This window comes from Streptomyces sp. NPDC006798 (assembly GCF_040635975.1).
Classification (GTDB): Bacteria; Actinomycetota; Actinomycetes; order Streptomycetales; family Streptomycetaceae; genus Streptomyces.
Genome location: NZ_JBEYIS010000025.1, coordinates 65,033 through 80,166, shown reverse-complemented (window position 1 = coordinate 80,166; position 15,134 = coordinate 65,033). Strand labels below are relative to the sequence as shown.

Genomic DNA, 15,134 nt, shown 5'->3' with positions numbered 1-15,134 from the left:
CCCGCCGAAGGCGGGGAAAGACGCTGGGCAACGGCCGACTCCCGCGACATGATCGGGCACGACCGGTACGGGGAAGGCGACCCGCCGGTCTCGACGACAGGAGACATTGGTGCCTCATTCCATCGACGCGGCGTTCACGGCGCTGCCGCTGCGGGCGCTCGCCGACGCGGCACTGGCCCGGGCCCGGGCCCTCGGCGCCGATCACGCCGACTTCCGTTTCGAACGCGTCCGCAGCGCCTCCTGGCGGCTGCGCGACGCCCGCCCCGCCGGTTCCTCCGACACCACCGACCTGGGCTACGCGGTCCGGGTGGTGCACGGCGGGGCCTGGGGTTTCGCCTCCGGAGTCGATCTGACCATGGACGCGGCGGCCCGGGTGGCGGGGCAGGCGGTGGCGATGGCGAAGCTGTCGGCCCGGGTGATCGCGGCGGCGGGCTCCGACGAGCGGGTGGAACTGGCGGACGAGCCGGTCCACACGGACCGGACCTGGGTCTCCTCGTACGAGATCAACCCCTTCGACGTACCCGCCGAGGAGAAGGCGGCCCTGCTGACCGACTGGAGCGCCCGGCTGCTGGCCGCCGACGGGGTCGCGCATGTCGACGCGTCCCTGCTCACGGTGCAGGAGAACAAGTTCTACGCGGACACCGCGGGGACCGTCACCACCCAGCAGCGGGTCCGGCTCCACCCCGAGTTCACGGCGGTCGCGGTGGACGAGACGACCGGCGAGTTCGACTCGATGCGCACCATCGCGCCCCCGGCGGGCCGGGGCTGGGAGTATCTGACCGGCACCGGCTGGGACTGGGGCTCCGAGCTGGAGCGGATCCCGGAGCTGCTGGCGGAGAAGATGCGGGCGCCGAGCGTCGAGGCGGGCCGCTACGACCTGGTCGTCGACCCGACCAATCTCTGGCTGACGATCCACGAGTCCATCGGCCACGCCACCGAGCTGGACCGGGCGCTGGGGTACGAGGCGGCCTACGCGGGCACCTCGTTCGCCACCTTCGACCGGCTGGGGAAGCTGGAGTACGGCTCGTCGGTGATGAATGTGACCGGCGACCGGACGGCGGAGCACGGTCTGGCGACCGTCGGCTACGACGACGAGGGCGTCGAGGCCCAGTCCTGGGACCTGATCAAGGACGGCAGGCTGGTGGGGTACCAGCTGGACCGGCGGATCGCCCGGCTGACCGGGCTCGGCCGGTCCAACGGCTGCGCCTACGCCGACTCCCCCGCGCACGTCCCGGTCCAGCGGATGGCGAATGTGTCGCTGCGGCCCGCGCCGGGCGGTCTGTCGACGGAGGACCTGATCGGCGGCGTCGAGCGGGGAATCTACGTCGTCGGGGACCGGTCGTGGTCGATCGACATGCAGCGCTACAACTTCCAGTTCACCGGCCAGCGGTTCTTCCGGATCGAGAACGGCCGGCTCGCCGGCCAGCTGCGCGATGTCGCGTACCAGGCCACGACCACGGAGTTCTGGGGCTCTATGGAGCAGGTCGGCGGCCCGCAGACCTATGTCCTGGGCGGCGCGTTCAACTGCGGCAAGGCCCAGCCGGGCCAGGTCGCCGCGGTCTCGCACGGCTGCCCTTCGGCGCTCTTCCGCGGGGTGAACATCCTCAATACGACGCAGGAGGCGGGCCGGTGAGCGGGCGGGAGCACCCTCCCCGCCGGGGTCCGGAACGACCCCGGTACGAGGCGCGAGTCCGGCCGCCGGGCTGGCGGCCGGAGCACGGGACCGGGGCGGTCACCCCCGGCGAGCAGAACTGGAACACGACGCAGGAGGCCGGTCGATGAGCCGTAACAGCAAGCCGTACGAGATCGTCGAGCGGGCCCTGGGACTCTCCACCGCCGACGGCTGTGTGGTGATCGCGGACGAGCACTCGACCGCCAATCTGCGGTGGGCCGCGAACGCGCTCACCACGAACGGGGTCACCCGGGGCCGGACGCTCACAGTGATCGCGACCGTCGACGGCGCCGAGGGGACCGCTTCGGGCGTGGTGTCCAGGTCGGCCGTCACCGACGCCGACCTGGAGCCGCTGGTACGGGCCGCGGAGGAGGCGGCCAGGGCCGCCGGGCCCGCCGAGGACGCCCAGCCGCTGGTGGCCGGCCGGGACGCGGACCCAGCCTTCACCGAGCCGCCCGCCGAGACCTCGTCGGCAGTCTTCGAGCGGTTCGCACCGGCGCTGGGCGAGTCGTTCGCCCGGGCCAAGGCGGGCGGCCGGGAGCTGTACGGCTTCGCCAACCACGAGCTGACCTCGACCTATCTGGGGACCTCCACCGGGCTGCGGCTCCGGCACGACCAGCCCAACGGCACCCTGGAACTGAACGCCAAGTCCCCGGACCGGTCCCGGTCGGCCTGGGCCGGGCGCGCCACCCGTGACTTCACCGATGTGGACCCGGCGGCCCTCGACACCGAACTGGCCGAGCGGCTGGGCTGGGCCGAGCGGCGGATCGAGCTGCCCGCCGGGCGGTACGAGACGCTGCTGCCGCCGACGGCCGTCGCCGATCTGCTGATCTACCAGCTGTGGTCGTCGGCGGCCCGGGACGCGGCCGAGGGCCGTACGGTCTTCTCCCGGCCCGGCGGCGGGACCCGGATCGGGGAGCGGCTGAGCACCCTGCCGCTGACGCTCCGCAGCGACCCGCGCGAGCCGGGCCTGGAGTCGTCGCCGTTCGTGATCGCGCACTCCTCGGGCGACGACGCGTCCGTCTTCGACAACGGGCTGCCGGTGGCCGCCACGGACTGGATCCGGGGCGGGAAGCTGGAGCGTCTGGTCACCACCCGGCACAGCGCCGGTCTGACCGGGCTGCCGGTGGCGCCGGGCGCGGGCAATCTGATCCTCGACGGCGGCGACGGCCGGTCCCTGGCGGAGATGGTCGCATCGACGGAGCGCGGACTGCTGCTGACCTGCCTCTGGTACATCCGCGAGGTCGATCCGGCGACCCTGCTGCTGACCGGGCTGACCAGGGACGGCGTGTATCTGGTCGAGGGCGGCGAGGTGGTGGGCGCGGTGAACAACTTCCGGTTCAACGAGTCGCCCGTCGATCTGCTCTCCCGGGCCGTGGAAGCGGGCCGTACGGAGCGGACACTGCCGCGCGAGTGGGGCGACTGGTTCACCCGGGCCGCGATGCCCGCACTGCGGGTCCCCGATTTCAATATGAGTTCGGTGAGCCCGGGCGTATAACCTCGAAGGGACCACGGCGCACCCCCCGGGTGTGCGCCGCCGGTCACCTCGCGCACCGTACGCCTCAGGCGTATGGCGCGCGTCACATCTATCGCAGAGCCGAGGAGACACGAGAGTCGTGACGGACATCGTCGACGAGCTGCGGTGGCGCGGGCTGATCGCCCTCTCCACCGACGAGGACGCATTGCGCAAGGCGTTCGCGGACGGTCCCGTCACGTTCTATTGCGGTTTCGACCCGACCGCGCCCAGTCTCCACCTGGGGAACCTGGTGCAGATCCTCACCATGCGCCGGATCCAGCAGGCGGGCCACCGTCCGCTCGGTCTGGTCGGCGGGGCGACGGGCCTGATCGGCGACCCGAAGCCGACGGCGGAGCGGACCCTGAACGACCCGGAGACCGTCGCCGCCTGGGTCGGGCGGGTACGCGGCCAGATCGAACGGTTCCTCGACTTCGAGGGCCCGAACGCGGCCACCATGGTCAACAACCTGGACTGGACGCAGGGCCTGTCCGCGATCGGTTTCCTGCGGGACGTCGGCAAGTACTTCCGGGTCAACAAGATGATCGCGAAGGAGGCGGTCGCCCGGCGGCTGAACTCCGACGCGGGTATCAGCTACACCGAGTTCAGCTACCAGATCCTCCAGGGCATGGACTACCTGGAGCTGTACCGGCGGTACGGCTGCGTCCTCCAGACCGGCGGCAGCGACCAGTGGGGCAACCTGACCGCCGGAACGGATCTGATCCACCGGGTCGAGCCGGAGGCGAAGGTCCACGCGCTGGCCATTCCGCTGATCACCAAGGCCGACGGCACCAAGTTCGGCAAGACGGAGTCCGGCACGGTCTGGCTGGACGCCGAGCGGACCACCCCGTACGCCTTCTACCAGTTCTGTCTGAACGCGGACGACCGGGACATCTCCAAGTTCCTGCGGATCTTCAGCTTCCGGTCCCGGGCGGAGATCGAGGAGCTGGAGCGGCTGACCGAGGAGCGCCCGCAGGCCCGGGCCGCCCAGCGGGCCCTGGCGCAGGAGCTGACGACGCTGGTCCACGGCGCCGAGCAGTGCGCGGCGGCGGAGAACGCGGCGAAGGCCCTCTTCGGCCAGGCAGAGCTGGCGGACCTCGACGAGCCGACGCTGCGGGCGGCGCTCGCGGAGCTGCCGGTGGCCCGGGTCGCCGAGCCGGGCCCGGTCGTCGACCTCTTCGCCGAGGTGGGCCTGGTCGCCAGCAAGTCGGCGGCCCGGCGGACCGTGAAGGAGGGCGGGGCCTACGTGAACAACGTCAAGGTCACCGCCGAGGACGCGGTGGTCGCGGCGGACGAGCTGCTGCACGGCCGCTGGCTGGTCCTGCGCCGGGGCAAGAAGAACCTGGCGGCGATCGAGGTCACGGCCGCGGAGTAACGCCGCCTCGCGGTGCGGCGCCCCGTTTGTCGCGGGGCGCCTCGGCCCTCCGGGTGAGCTCCACAACCCGGGCCGCGCCCGGCGCCCTGACGTTGTCGGCGGACTGCCACCCGTCTGTGGCTTGTCGCGCAGTTCCGCCCCCTGGTTGCCTTGCCCTCCTGAGCGCCCTCGAAAAGGGACTGCCTTCCTCTTACCGGGGGGAGCGGGCCCCCTTCCGGGGCGGGGCCTCTTTCAGGGTCGGCGCCGGGAAGAGCATTTTGGGGCGCGTGGCACTGCGCGAACAGCCACCGACGGCGCGCGGTCGCCCGGCGACACTCGCCCGGCTGGGCGAACGGCGTGGGGCCTCACCCGGAGGGCCGAGGCGCTGGGGCCACCCCGGGTCAGGGCCCTCCGGAAGTGCGGCGACCTCGCCGGAGGCGTTACGCGCGTTGGCGGTTGCCGCGCATCGCGACCCATGCCCGGTCTCCCAGGAAGACCAGGATGACCGCCGCGACGATCTGGAACGCGTGTCGGCTCCAGTCGATTCCGGCGGTCTCCGCCACCCCGAGCCCCGCCGCGATCCAGTTGCCGATCACGGCGCCACCGATGCCGCAGATGGTGGCGAGCCACAAGGGAAGATGCTGTTTGCCCGGCAGGATCAGCTTGGCGAGCAGACCCAGCACGAATCCCACGATGATCGCCCACAACCAGCCCATGGCCGCCTCCTCGTCCCGCTCCGTGTGAGCAGGTACGCCGCCAATTCTGAGCCTTTCGACCAAATGGCGCATGTCGGGCCAATGCCGGTCACTTCGATGGCATCCCGGGGGGCGCCCCGGTCTCGTGGTGTCCGGCGCCCCGGCGTACCGTGGTCGGGGCGGAGCGGGGAGCGCGCCGCGGACGACAGGCGGTGGAGATGTGATGCGGCGGCGGGTGGGCGCGGAGGTCTTCCGGATCACCGGGGCACGGCAGGGACTGGCCGAGGACGTCCGGGGGCGGCAGCGCCGCTATGTCATCTCGATGACGGTTCGTACGCTGTCGTTCGTGGCCGCGGCCGTGCTGTGGAACATCGAGCGGCACGTCGCGATCGTGGCGATCGTCCTCGGCATGCTGCTGCCCTATGTGGCGGTCGTACTGGCCAACGCGGGCCGGGAACGCCCCCCGTCGCTGCCTTCCACCTTCGCCCTGCCGACGGTTCCGCCCGCCCTCGGCCCCGGTGCTCCCGCGGGCTTCGGCACGGCGGCCGGAAACGGCCCCCAAGGCGCGGCAACGGCCGGGAAAACGTCAGATCAATAGTTCAAGTTCGGGTGCCCGACGGCGCGTTGGCCGTGGCATACTGCCTACGCGCTCCGCATCCCCCGTCGGAGCGACGGACCGACGCCGGGCAGCTCCCCCCGTGGCTGCTCGGCGTCGCCTTGAGCGGGTACATGCGTGGAGAATGAGCCGGTGCTTATCGACCCGGTGAACGACGAGAACCCCATCTGCTCTGCCAAGGGCTGCCGGACGGCCGCCGTGTGGGTGCTGGCCTGGAACAACCCGAAGCTGCACACCCCGGAGCGCCGCAAGACCTGGCTGGCCTGCGACGAACACCGGGAGCACCTCTCCCAGTTCCTGGGGGTGCGCGGCTTTCTGAAGGAGCTCGTGACCCTGGCGGAGTGGCACGACCGTCCCGGCTCCGACGGCTGATCCGGCCGCCGGTATCCCGTCGCCCCCGGCCGGTCAGCCACCGATCGCCGACATCGGCCGGTCGGGCTGGAGGAACGCGGGGTCGTCCAGCCCCGAGCCCGCCTTCTTGCCCCACATCGCCCGCCGCCAGATCCGGGCGATCTCCTCGTCCGGTTCCCCGGCCCGCAGGGCGGCCCGCAGATCGGTCTCCTCGCGGGCGAAGAGGCAGGTCCGCACCTGGCCGTCGGCGGTGAGCCGGGTTCGGTCGCAGGCGGCGCAGAACGGCCGGGTGACCGAGGCGATCACGCCGACGCGGTACGGCCCGCCGTCCACCAGCCATCGTTCGGCGGGCGCGGAGCCCCGTATCTCCTCGCCTTCGGCGGTGAGGGTGAACCGGGTCCGCAGGGAGGCGAGGACGTCCCCGGCGGTGATCATGCCGTCGCGCTGCCAGCCGTGCTGGGCGTCGAGCGGCATCTGCTCGATGAATCTCAGCTCGTAGCCGTTTTCGATCGCCCAGGCCAGGAGGTCGGGAGCCTCGTCGTCGTTGAGCCCCGGCATCAGCACCGTATTGACCTTGACGGGGTCGAGTCCGGCGGCCCGGGCGGCCAGCAGGCCCTCGACGACGTCCCGGTGGCGGTCCCTGCGGGTGAGCGTCTTGAAGACCTCGGGCCGCAGGGTGTCGAGGGAGACATTGACCCGGTCGAGTCCGGCGGCCCGGAGCGCCGGGGCGATTCTGGCCAGTCCGATGCCGTTGGTGGTGAGGGACAGCCGGGGGCGGGGTTCGAGGGCGGCGCAGCGCTCCACGATGCCGGGCAGGCCGGGCCGGAGCAGCGGTTCGCCGCCGGTGAACCTGACCTCGGTGACTCCGAGGCCGGTGACGGCGATCCGGACCAGCCGGACGATCTCGTCGTCGGTGAGCAGCTCGGGTTTGCCGAGCCACCGCAGGCCTTCCTCGGGCATGCAGTAGGTGCAGCGCAGATTGCACCGGTCGGTCAACGAGACCCGCAGGTCCGTGGCCACTCGGCCGTAGGTGTCGACGAGCACGGTCGGCCTCCTCCCCCGAACGATTCCTGGTCCCGAGCCTACGCCAGGGCTGTGCCGGCCTCCCCGGCGTGCGGTACGGCCCCGGGGGCGGCCGGGTCGCGTACCGCAGCGGCCCGGCCGCGCTCCGTCCTCCGGCGGCGGGTGAGTGGGTCAGTGGGCGCCGACCCCGGTGAGGGACTTGACCTCCAGCTCCGCGTATTTGCCCGGGTCCGGCTTCTCCTTGGTGAGGACCGAGCCGAGCCAGCCGAGCAGGAAGCCGAGGGGGATGGAGACCAGTCCGGGGTTCTCCAGCGGGAACCAGTAGAAGTCGAGGCTCTTGAACATCGAGGTGGGCTTGCCGGAGACGACCGGGGAGAAGATCACCAGCACCACGGAGGAGATCAGTCCGCCGTAGATGGACCAGAGGGCTCCCTGGGTGGTGAACCGCTTCCAGAACAGGCTGTAGAGGATCGTCGGGAGGTTGGCGGAGGCGGCGACCGCGAAGGCGAGGGCGACCAGTCCGGCGACGTTCAGGTCGCGGGCGAGGGCGCCGAGGGCGATGGAGGCGACGCCGATGGCGACGGTCGCCCAGCGGGCCGCGCGTACCTCCTCCTTCTCGGTGGCCTGCCCCTTGCGGATGACATTGGCGTAGATGTCGTGGGCGAAGGAGGAGGACGAGGCGAGGGTGAGGCCCGCGACGACGGCGAGGATGGTGGCGAAGGCGACCGCGGAGATCACCGCGAGCAGGATCGCGCCTCCGGATGAGTCGGTGCCGCCGAGATGGAGGGCGAGCAGTGGCGCCGCCGTGTTGCCCGCCTTGTTGGAGGCGGTGATCTCGGCTTGCCCGACCAGGGCGGCGGCGCCGAAGCCGAGGGCGATGGTCATCAGATAGAAGCCGCCGATGATGCCGATCGCCCAGATCACGGACTTACGGGCGGCCCTGGCCGTGGGCACGGTGTAGAAGCGGATCAGGATGTGCGGCAGTCCGGCGGTGCCGAGGACGAGGGCGATACCGAGGGAGAGGAAGTCCAGTTTGGAGGTCTCCGTGGCGCCGTACTTCAGTCCCGGCTCCAGGAACGCGGCGCCGTGGCCGCTCTTCTCGGCGGCGGTGCCGAGCAGGTCGGAGATGTTGAAGTCGAACTTCAGCAGGACCAGGAAGGTGATCAGCAGGGTGCCCGCGATCAGCAGGACGGCCTTCACCATCTGGACCCAGGTGGTGCCCTTCATCCCGCCGATGGTGACGTAGAGGATCATGATCACGCCGACCAGGGCGACGATCAGTACCTTGCCGGTGTCGGTGGTGATGCCGAGGAGCAGGGAGACCAGCACGCCGGCTCCGGCCATCTGGGCGAGCAGATAGAAGATGGAGACCACGATCGTGGAGGTCCCGGCCGCGGTGCGGACCGGGCGCTGGCGCATCCGGTAGGCGAGGACGTCGCCCATGGTGAACCGGCCGGAGTTGCGGAGCGGTTCGGCGACCAGCAGCAGGGCGACCAGCCAGGCGACGAGGAAGCCGATGGAGTAGAGGAAGCCGTCGTAGCCGAAGAGGGCGATGGCGCCCGCGATGCCGAGGAAGGACGCGGCGGACATGTAGTCGCCGGAGATGGCGAGCCCGTTCTGGAAGCCGGTGAACTGGCGGCCGCCCGCGTAGAAGTCGGCGGCGCTCTTGGTCTGCCGGCCGGCCCAGACGGTGATGATCAGGGTGGCGACGACGAAGAGTCCGAAGAGGGTGATGATCAGCGGCCGGTGTTCGGTGGTCGCGTTCTCGGCGGCGAGGTGCAGGGAGTGGTTCACGCCTCGCCCTCCATCCGGGCCCGGATCGCCTCGGCCCTGGGGTCCAGTTCGTTCGCGGCGTGCCGGGCGTACCACCAGGCGATCAGGAAGGTGGTGAGGAACTGGGCGAGGCCGAGGACGAGCGCCACATTGATATGGCCGAAGAGCCGGGTGCCCATGAAGCCGCCCGCGTAGTTCGACAGCAGGACGTAGACCAGGTACCAGGCGACGAAGGCGATCGTGAGGGGGAACGCGAAGGAGCGGTAGGCGTGCCGCAGCTCGCCGAACTCCTCGCTCCGCTGCGTCTCGACGAAGCTCTCGGTGGTGGGCTGGGCGGGCCCGGGGGCGGTGTGGTTCACGGGTGGCGGCGGTGCGTCGGTGGTCACGGACTCTCCTGTTGACGCCGGGGTCGTGGGAAGACGACTGGTCGGACCGGACAAAGCCGGCCTCGTTGCTCGGTGGGGGTCAGGGGGCGGTTCGATGGTGCTCCACCTCCTGACAACGGCACGGAGAGCACGCCGGGTGGGTTCAACTTCGACGTTTTTTCCTCCTCCCGGGGCCGTTTGTCGGTTCGAACACATTGATGACAACCAAGATCGACGCTAGGTTCCTTTGCCATGTACTCGCCCATCTGTGCCATCGGCGCGAGGGGCGGTAGCCAGTGATCCGGCACCGTATTTCGATGATGTGGAGACCCCATGGCTCATCCGGGAACCAGACGGCGGCGTGCGACGGCCCTCACCGCGGGTCTGGCGCTCACGGCCACCCTCGGCTTCCTTCCCGCGGGCGCCGCCTCGGCCGCCGACGCGACCGCCCCGTCGGGTGCGTCCGCCGCGGTCGCGGCGTCGGTGTTCGACGGACCGCAGCTGTCGTACGTGGTCAATGTGAAGGGCGGCTACGGCACCGCCAAGAAGGTCAAGCAGGCGATATCCGCCGCGGGCGGCTCCATAGTGATCGCCTATGACCAGATCGGCGTGATCGTCGTCCACTCGAAGAACCCGGCGTTCGCGCAGACCATCCGTACGGTCCGCGGTGTCGAGTCCGCCGGTGCCACCCGTACGGCCCCGATCGCCGCCGCCACGGACACCGCGATCGACTCCGAGCGCCCGCTGACGGCCCAGGAGGCCCGGGACTCGGCCGCGGCCGCCTCCAACGGCCAGGACCCGCTGGAGCCGCTGCAGTGGAGCCTGCCCGCCATCAAGGCGGACAAGGCGCACCAGCGCACCCTCGGCAGCAAGAACGTCACGGTCGCCGTGATCGACACCGGGGTCGACGACACCCACCCCGACCTGGCGCCCAACTTCGACACCCGCGCCTCCGCCAACTGCGTCACCGGCAAGCCGGACACCACCCCCGGCTCCTGGCGCCCCGGCCCGACCGAGTCCAACCACGGCACGCATGTCGCGGGCACCATCGCGGCGGCGAAGAACGACATCGGCGTCACCGGTGTCGCGCCCGGTGTGAAGGTCTCCGGCATCAAGGTCTCCAACCCCGACGGGTTCTTCTACACCGAGTCCGTGGTCTGCGGCTTCGTCTGGGCCGCCGAGAACGGCGCCGAGATCACCAACAACAGCTACTACGTCGACCCGTGGCTGTTCAACTGCGCCACCGACCCGGACCAGACCGCGCTGGTCGACGCCGTCACCCGTGCCACCCGCTACGCCGAGCGCCGGGGCGCGGTCAACGTGGCCGCGGCGGGCAACTCGCGGATGGACCTGGCCGCCGACCAGCTGACGGACACCACCAGCCCCAACGACGCCGCCGAGCAGGCCACGCGCACCATCGACCCGAGCGTCTGCCTCGACATCCCGACCCAGCTGCCGGGTGTCGTGACGACCTCGTCGCTGGGCGCCAAGGGCCTCAAGTCGTCGTTCTCGAACTACGGCGACGGCGTGGTGGACATCTCCGCGCCCGGCGGTGACGCGACCCGCTACCAGGCGCCCGACGGCGAGGCCGTCGACGGCCGGATCCTGTCGACGCTGCCCGGCGGCCAGTACGGCTACAAGGCCGGTACGTCGATGGCGTCCCCGCATGTCGCGGGTGTCGCGGCGCTGATCAAGTCGAAGTACCCCTACGCCCCGCCGGCGGTCGTGAAGGCGCTGCTGTACGGCCAGGCCGACGACACGGCCTGCACCAACCCGTACGACTTCAACAACGACGGCGCCGTGGACGCGGTCTGTGAGGGCGACAAGCGGAAGAACGGCTTCTACGGCGAGGGTGTCACGGACGCGCTCGACGCGGTGCGCCGCTGATCCCCTCCCCGTGACACCACCACGGGGAGGATGACGGAGAGGGCCGGACGGATGTCCGGCCCTCTCTCCTTTTTCCTCGGGTACGGGACCCGGGGCCTACGAGTCCGGAGGCGCGGCCCGCCGGGCCGCGGCGAGCACCCCCAGGGCGAGGAGGCCCTGTCCGGCGCTGTAGAGGAGCATGATCCAGAAATCGGAGCCGGGCGGCTGCGGCCAGTCGGCGACCCCGGTGGCGATGATCAGGTCCGAGACCAGGAAGAGGGCGCCGCCGGTCCCGGCGACCGGGCCGAGGGCGGCGGACCGCCAGGCCGTCACGGTCAGCAGCACGGCGTATCCGGCGACCGGGATCCGCAGTTCGGCCGGGAGGCCGGGCCAGAGCAGGGCGACCACGGTGACCAGGGCGACGCCGTAGAGGGGCCCGGACCACACCGGGGGCGCGGCCGGTCCGCGGAGCCGGGCGAAGAGGGCGAGATAGCAGAGATGGCCGAGGGCGAAGGAGCCCATCCCGAGGAGGAAGGCCGTCTCGGCGCCGGAGAGCAGGAAGACGTCCCCGGCCCAGCCGAAGGCCAGCGCCGCCACCAGGAGCCGGGGGCCGCCTCGTACCAGGACGAACGCGGCGATCAGCGGCATCAGCAGCGGCTTGGCGATCCGGTGGCCGGTCTCGGCACCGGCCACCAGGGAGCCCAGATCGGCCAGGAGCGCCACGGCGAAGGCGGCCATCAGCACCCGGGCGGCGAGGGCGGCCCGGTCCCTCGGCGGGGCGGGCCGGGGGGTGGTGGGGATCTCCTCGATGGTCACGCGGCACGTCCTGCGGGGGTCTCGGGGGCGGTGGGGGCCGTCACGGGGTCGGGGGTCCCGGCGGATCCGGGGGGTGTCGGAACCACGGGCGGCCCCGGGGGCCGGGATGTTCCGGAGGGGGCCGGTAGGGGCTGCCGGCCGGGGCCCCGCAGCAGCCGTCCCGCCCGCTCCCGCCAGGAGGCCGCCGCGCGCAGATCGCGGGCGATGGCGGCGTACTCGTGGGTGGCGACCCGCAGCGGGTTGTAGGTGTCGATGTTCTTGGTGAGCCCGTAGACGGGCCGCTCGTCCTCGACTGCGAACGAGCCGAAGAGCCGGTCCCAGACGATCAGGATCCCGCCGAAGTCGCGGTCCAGATAGCCGCCCTGCGAGGCATGGTGCACCCGGTGGTGGGATGGGGTGTTGAAGAGGTACTCGACCGGCCGGGGCAGCTTCCCGATCCGCTCCGTGTGAACCCAGAACTGGTACACGAGATTGATCGATGAGCAGAGCGCCACCACCGCCGGATGGACCCCGAGGGCGATCATCGGCAGATAGAACGGCCAGACGGTGAGGCTGGTCCACGGCTGGCGCAGTGCCGTCGTGAGATTGAACTTCCGGCTGGAGTGGTGGACCACATGGCAGGCCCAGAGGATCCGGACGACATGGTGGGCGCGATGGGACCAGTAGTAGAGGAAGTCCTGGACGAGCAGCATCAGCGGCAGGGTCCACCAGAGGAGGGGGACCCTGGCCGGGGTGAGTTCGTACACCACCGTATAGACGGCGACGATGGGGATCTTCCACAGTAGGTCGAAGACCATACTGCCGATTCCCATACCGACGCTGGTGGCCGCGTCCCGGATGTCGTAGCCCGCCGCTTCCTCGTCCGGCCGGAGCCGGTAGCTCACCAGCTCCACGGCCGTGAGCAGGACGAAGGCGGGGATCGACCACAGCACGACATCGGGCGGGTTCGGCATGGGTGCACCGTAGACGCGGGCCGAGGGATGCGGCTAGGGGTTGTTACCGACAAGTATGCGAGACGGATTGTCAGCAAGTTTTGGTGGTTTCCACCAACTGCGCGGACGGCTCCGGGCGGTGGGCGGCGCCGGACCCGGCTCATACCCCCACCGCGCCGAGGAGCGACCCCGCCGCATAGGTGACGGCCATCGCCAGCGCCCCGCCGCCGGTGTTCCTGACGATCGCGGGCCCGGCCCGCGCCGCGCCGAGCCGGGCGCTCCACCAGCCGGTGAGGACGAGGGCCGCGAGGACGGAGCCGACGGTGACGGCCAGCCGGACGTCCGCCGGTGGCAGCACGATCGCCAGCAGCGGCAGCAGGGCGCCGACGGTGAAGGCGAGGAAGCTGGCACCGGCCGCGTGCCAGGGGTTGGCCAGCGCGTCCGGGTCGATACCCAGCTCGACCCGGGCGTGGGCGCGCAGCGCGTCGCGCTCGGTGAGCTGGACGGCCGCCTCCCGGGCGACCTCGCGGGTCAGGCCGCGCTCCGTCAGCAGATCGGCCAGCTCGGCCAGTTCCGCCTCGGGCTCCTCCCGCAGCTCGCGCCGCTCGACGGCGAGCGCGGCCTTCTCGGAGTCCCGTTGCGTGGAGACGGAGACGTACTCCCCGGCCGCCATGGACATCGATCCGGCGAGCAGTCCGGCCAGGCCGGAGGTGAGCAGGGCGGACCGGTCGCCGGTGGCACCCGCGACGCCGACGACGAGTCCGGCGGTGGAGACGATGCCGTCATTGGCGCCGAGGACGGCGGCGCGCAGCCAGTTGAGCCGGGTGCCCAGGCCGGTGCCGTGGGGTTCGTGGTGGGGTCCCGGCGGCGGCTCCGGCGGCCCGGCCCCGGTGGCGTCGTACGTCACGACGGGAGCGTCCCACCGATCGGTCCGGGGCCGGTGGAACGACCCGCCCGGACTCCGCCGCCGTACGGGCCCCGGCACACCCCCGGCCGGACCGCCGGACCCGGGCCTGCGGCCGGGGTGGGACGGGCGGGCGGAGCTGAGGGGGCGTAAGGGGCGCGCGGGACAGGCGGATCGGGGCGGAATCCGGGCGGTCCGAGGATCGGCCGCCGGAGTGTCAGTGGCGGGCCGTATTCTCTGTGACCATGCTCGACGACAGCGCGACCACAGCGGCGGACTGGCCAACCGCATACCCCCAGGGGTATGCGGTGGTCGATGTGGAGACCACCGGACTGGCCCGGGACGACCGGATAATCTCCGCCGCCGTCTACCGGCTGGACGCGCGGGGCGATGTCGAGGACCACTGGTACACGCTGGTCAATCCGGAGCGCGACCCCGGCCCGGTCTGGATCCACGGACTCACCGACGACGTGCTGGCGGGCGCCCCCCTCTTCACCGAGATCGCCGACGAGTTCTCGAAGCGGCTGGCCGACCGGGTGCTCGTGGCGCACAACGCCCTCTTCGACTGGTCCATGATCGCCCGGGAGTACGCCCGGGCGGACCGCACCCCGCCCGTCCGGCGGCGGCTGTGCACGATCGCCCTGGCCAAGGAGCTGGCCCTGCCGCTGCCCAATCACAAACTGGAGTCGCTGGCCGCGCACTTCGGCGTGGTCCAGCGGCAGGCCCATCACGCGCTGGACGACGCGCGGGTGCTGGCGGAGGCGTTCCGCCCCAGTCTCCACGCGGCGGCCCGGGGCGGGGTGCGGCTGCCGCTGCTGGAGTGCCGTCCGCTCACCGAGTGGTCCGACTCCCCCGCCGGATCCCTGCGGGTCGGCTACCAGTCGTCGTACGGCCACCGGGCGCCGGGCTCCTCGTACGGCGGCTGGCGCCCGTCGCGGAAGCGGCCCGCCTGCCCCCACCCCAACCCGGGGCGCTATGTGGACGGGGAGCCGCTGAAGCAGGGCATGCGGATCGCGTTCTCGGGCGACACCTCGGTCGACCGCGAGCTGCTGGAGGACCGGGCCTTCGACGCCGGTCTGCACATCGCGACCAGCGTCTCCCGGCTGACCAGCCTGCTGGTGACCAACGACCCGGATTCGGCCACCTCCAAAACGGTCAAGGCACGGGCGTACGGCACACCGGTCGTCGACGAGGCCGCGTTCACCCAGCTGCTGCGGGACGTGGCGGCCGCGGACGGCTGAGCCCGGACCGGCG

The 15,134-nt window shown here is 71.6% G+C and carries 14 protein-coding genes; 7 read left to right on the top strand and 7 right to left on the bottom strand.

The features are described 5' to 3' along the window. Positions 1-109 precede the first annotated feature (109 nt). From ABZ714_RS18940 to tyrS, 3 genes are all read left to right on the top strand, one after another. On the top strand, positions 110-1,633 hold the full coding sequence (locus ABZ714_RS18940; protein WP_358826390.1) for a TldD/PmbA family protein: 1,524 nt from the start codon (positions 110-112) through the stop codon (positions 1,631-1,633). 145 nt (positions 1,634-1,778) lie between these two features. Then, on the top strand, positions 1,779-3,170 hold the full coding sequence (locus ABZ714_RS18935) for a metallopeptidase TldD-related protein (protein ID WP_358826389.1): 1,392 nt from the start codon (positions 1,779-1,781) through the stop codon (positions 3,168-3,170). Positions 3,171-3,288: 118 nt separating this feature from the next. Further along, on the top strand, positions 3,289-4,560 hold the full coding sequence (gene tyrS / locus ABZ714_RS18930; protein WP_358826388.1) for a tyrosine--tRNA ligase: 1,272 nt from the start codon (positions 3,289-3,291) through the stop codon (positions 4,558-4,560). Positions 4,561-4,979: 419 nt separating this feature from the next. Here the strand turns inward: tyrS and ABZ714_RS18925 are convergent, their stop codons facing one another. Next, positions 4,980-5,255 (bottom strand): GlsB/YeaQ/YmgE family stress response membrane protein, encoded by a 276-nt coding sequence (locus ABZ714_RS18925; RefSeq protein WP_358826387.1) that lies wholly within the window; start codon positions 5,253-5,255, stop codon positions 4,980-4,982. 202 nt (positions 5,256-5,457) lie between these two features. Here ABZ714_RS18925 and ABZ714_RS18920 point away from each other — a divergent pair, with 202 nt between their 5' ends. After that, entirely contained in the window at positions 5,458-5,832 is a 375-nt protein-coding gene (locus ABZ714_RS18920; RefSeq protein WP_358826386.1) for a DUF3099 domain-containing protein, read from the top strand. 150 nt (positions 5,833-5,982) lie between these two features. Next, positions 5,983-6,222, top strand: a complete 240-nt coding sequence (locus ABZ714_RS18915) for a hypothetical protein (RefSeq protein WP_358826385.1) — start codon at positions 5,983-5,985, stop codon at positions 6,220-6,222. Between the two features lie 33 nt (positions 6,223-6,255). Here ABZ714_RS18915 and moaA read toward each other — a convergent pair whose 3' ends face one another. The 3 genes from moaA to ABZ714_RS18900 form a co-directional block, all read right to left on the bottom strand. After that, a complete protein-coding gene (gene moaA / locus ABZ714_RS18910) occupies positions 6,256-7,245 on the bottom strand; it encodes a GTP 3',8-cyclase MoaA (protein WP_358826384.1) in 990 nt (329 codons plus the stop codon). 150 nt (positions 7,246-7,395) lie between these two features. Then, positions 7,396-9,018 carry a cation acetate symporter gene (locus tag ABZ714_RS18905; protein WP_358826383.1) on the bottom strand — a complete coding sequence of 541 codons (1,623 nt, stop codon included), beginning with the start codon at positions 9,016-9,018 and terminating at the stop codon, positions 7,396-7,398. Further along, positions 9,015-9,383: a DUF485 domain-containing protein gene (locus ABZ714_RS18900; RefSeq protein ID WP_358826382.1), complete on the bottom strand. Its 369-nt coding sequence runs from the start codon at positions 9,381-9,383 to the stop codon at positions 9,015-9,017. The genes ABZ714_RS18905 and ABZ714_RS18900 overlap by 4 nt, the downstream gene beginning before the upstream one ends. 312 nt (positions 9,384-9,695) lie before the next feature. Between ABZ714_RS18900 and ABZ714_RS18895 the strand changes: the two genes are divergently transcribed. Beyond that, positions 9,696-11,249, top strand: coding sequence for a S8 family serine peptidase (locus ABZ714_RS18895; protein ID WP_358826381.1), 1,554 nt, complete (start codon positions 9,696-9,698; stop codon positions 11,247-11,249). A 96-nt stretch (positions 11,250-11,345) separates the two neighbouring features. Here ABZ714_RS18895 and ABZ714_RS18890 read toward each other — a convergent pair whose 3' ends face one another. From ABZ714_RS18890 to ABZ714_RS18880, 3 genes are all read right to left on the bottom strand, one after another. Beyond that, entirely contained in the window at positions 11,346-11,966 is a 621-nt protein-coding gene (locus ABZ714_RS18890; protein WP_358826419.1) for a lysoplasmalogenase, read from the bottom strand. Between the two features lie 74 nt (positions 11,967-12,040). Next, positions 12,041-12,997, bottom strand: a complete 957-nt coding sequence (locus ABZ714_RS18885; protein WP_358826380.1) for a sterol desaturase family protein — start codon at positions 12,995-12,997, stop codon at positions 12,041-12,043. A 139-nt stretch (positions 12,998-13,136) separates the two neighbouring features. After that, the gene (locus ABZ714_RS18880) at positions 13,137-13,808 is read right to left on the bottom strand and encodes a VIT family protein (RefSeq protein WP_358826418.1); all 672 of its coding nucleotides are present in this window, start codon (positions 13,806-13,808) and stop codon (positions 13,137-13,139) included. Between the two features lie 311 nt (positions 13,809-14,119). On the opposite strand from ABZ714_RS18880, the gene ABZ714_RS18875 reads away from it, so the two are divergent. Then, a complete protein-coding gene (locus tag ABZ714_RS18875; RefSeq protein WP_358826379.1) occupies positions 14,120-15,121 on the top strand; it encodes a DEDDh family exonuclease in 1,002 nt (333 codons plus the stop codon). Positions 15,122-15,134: the final 13 nt, after the last annotated feature.

Coding starts and splice junctions, on each gene's coding strand:
- ABZ714_RS18935 (WP_358826389.1), top strand. CDS start 1,779: ATGAGCCGTAACAGCAAGCCGTACGAGATCGTCGAGCGGGCCCTGGGA.
- ABZ714_RS18925 (WP_358826387.1), bottom strand. CDS start 5,255: ATGGGCTGGTTGTGGGCGATCATCGTGGGATTCGTGCTGGGTCTGCTC.
- ABZ714_RS18920 (WP_358826386.1), top strand. CDS start 5,458: ATGCGGCGGCGGGTGGGCGCGGAGGTCTTCCGGATCACCGGGGCACGG.
- ABZ714_RS18895 (WP_358826381.1), top strand. CDS start 9,696: ATGGCTCATCCGGGAACCAGACGGCGGCGTGCGACGGCCCTCACCGCG.
- ABZ714_RS18890 (WP_358826419.1), bottom strand. CDS start 11,966: ATGGCCGCCTTCGCCGTGGCGCTCCTGGCCGATCTGGGCTCCCTGGTG.
- ABZ714_RS18885 (WP_358826380.1), bottom strand. CDS start 12,997: ATGCCGAACCCGCCCGATGTCGTGCTGTGGTCGATCCCCGCCTTCGTC.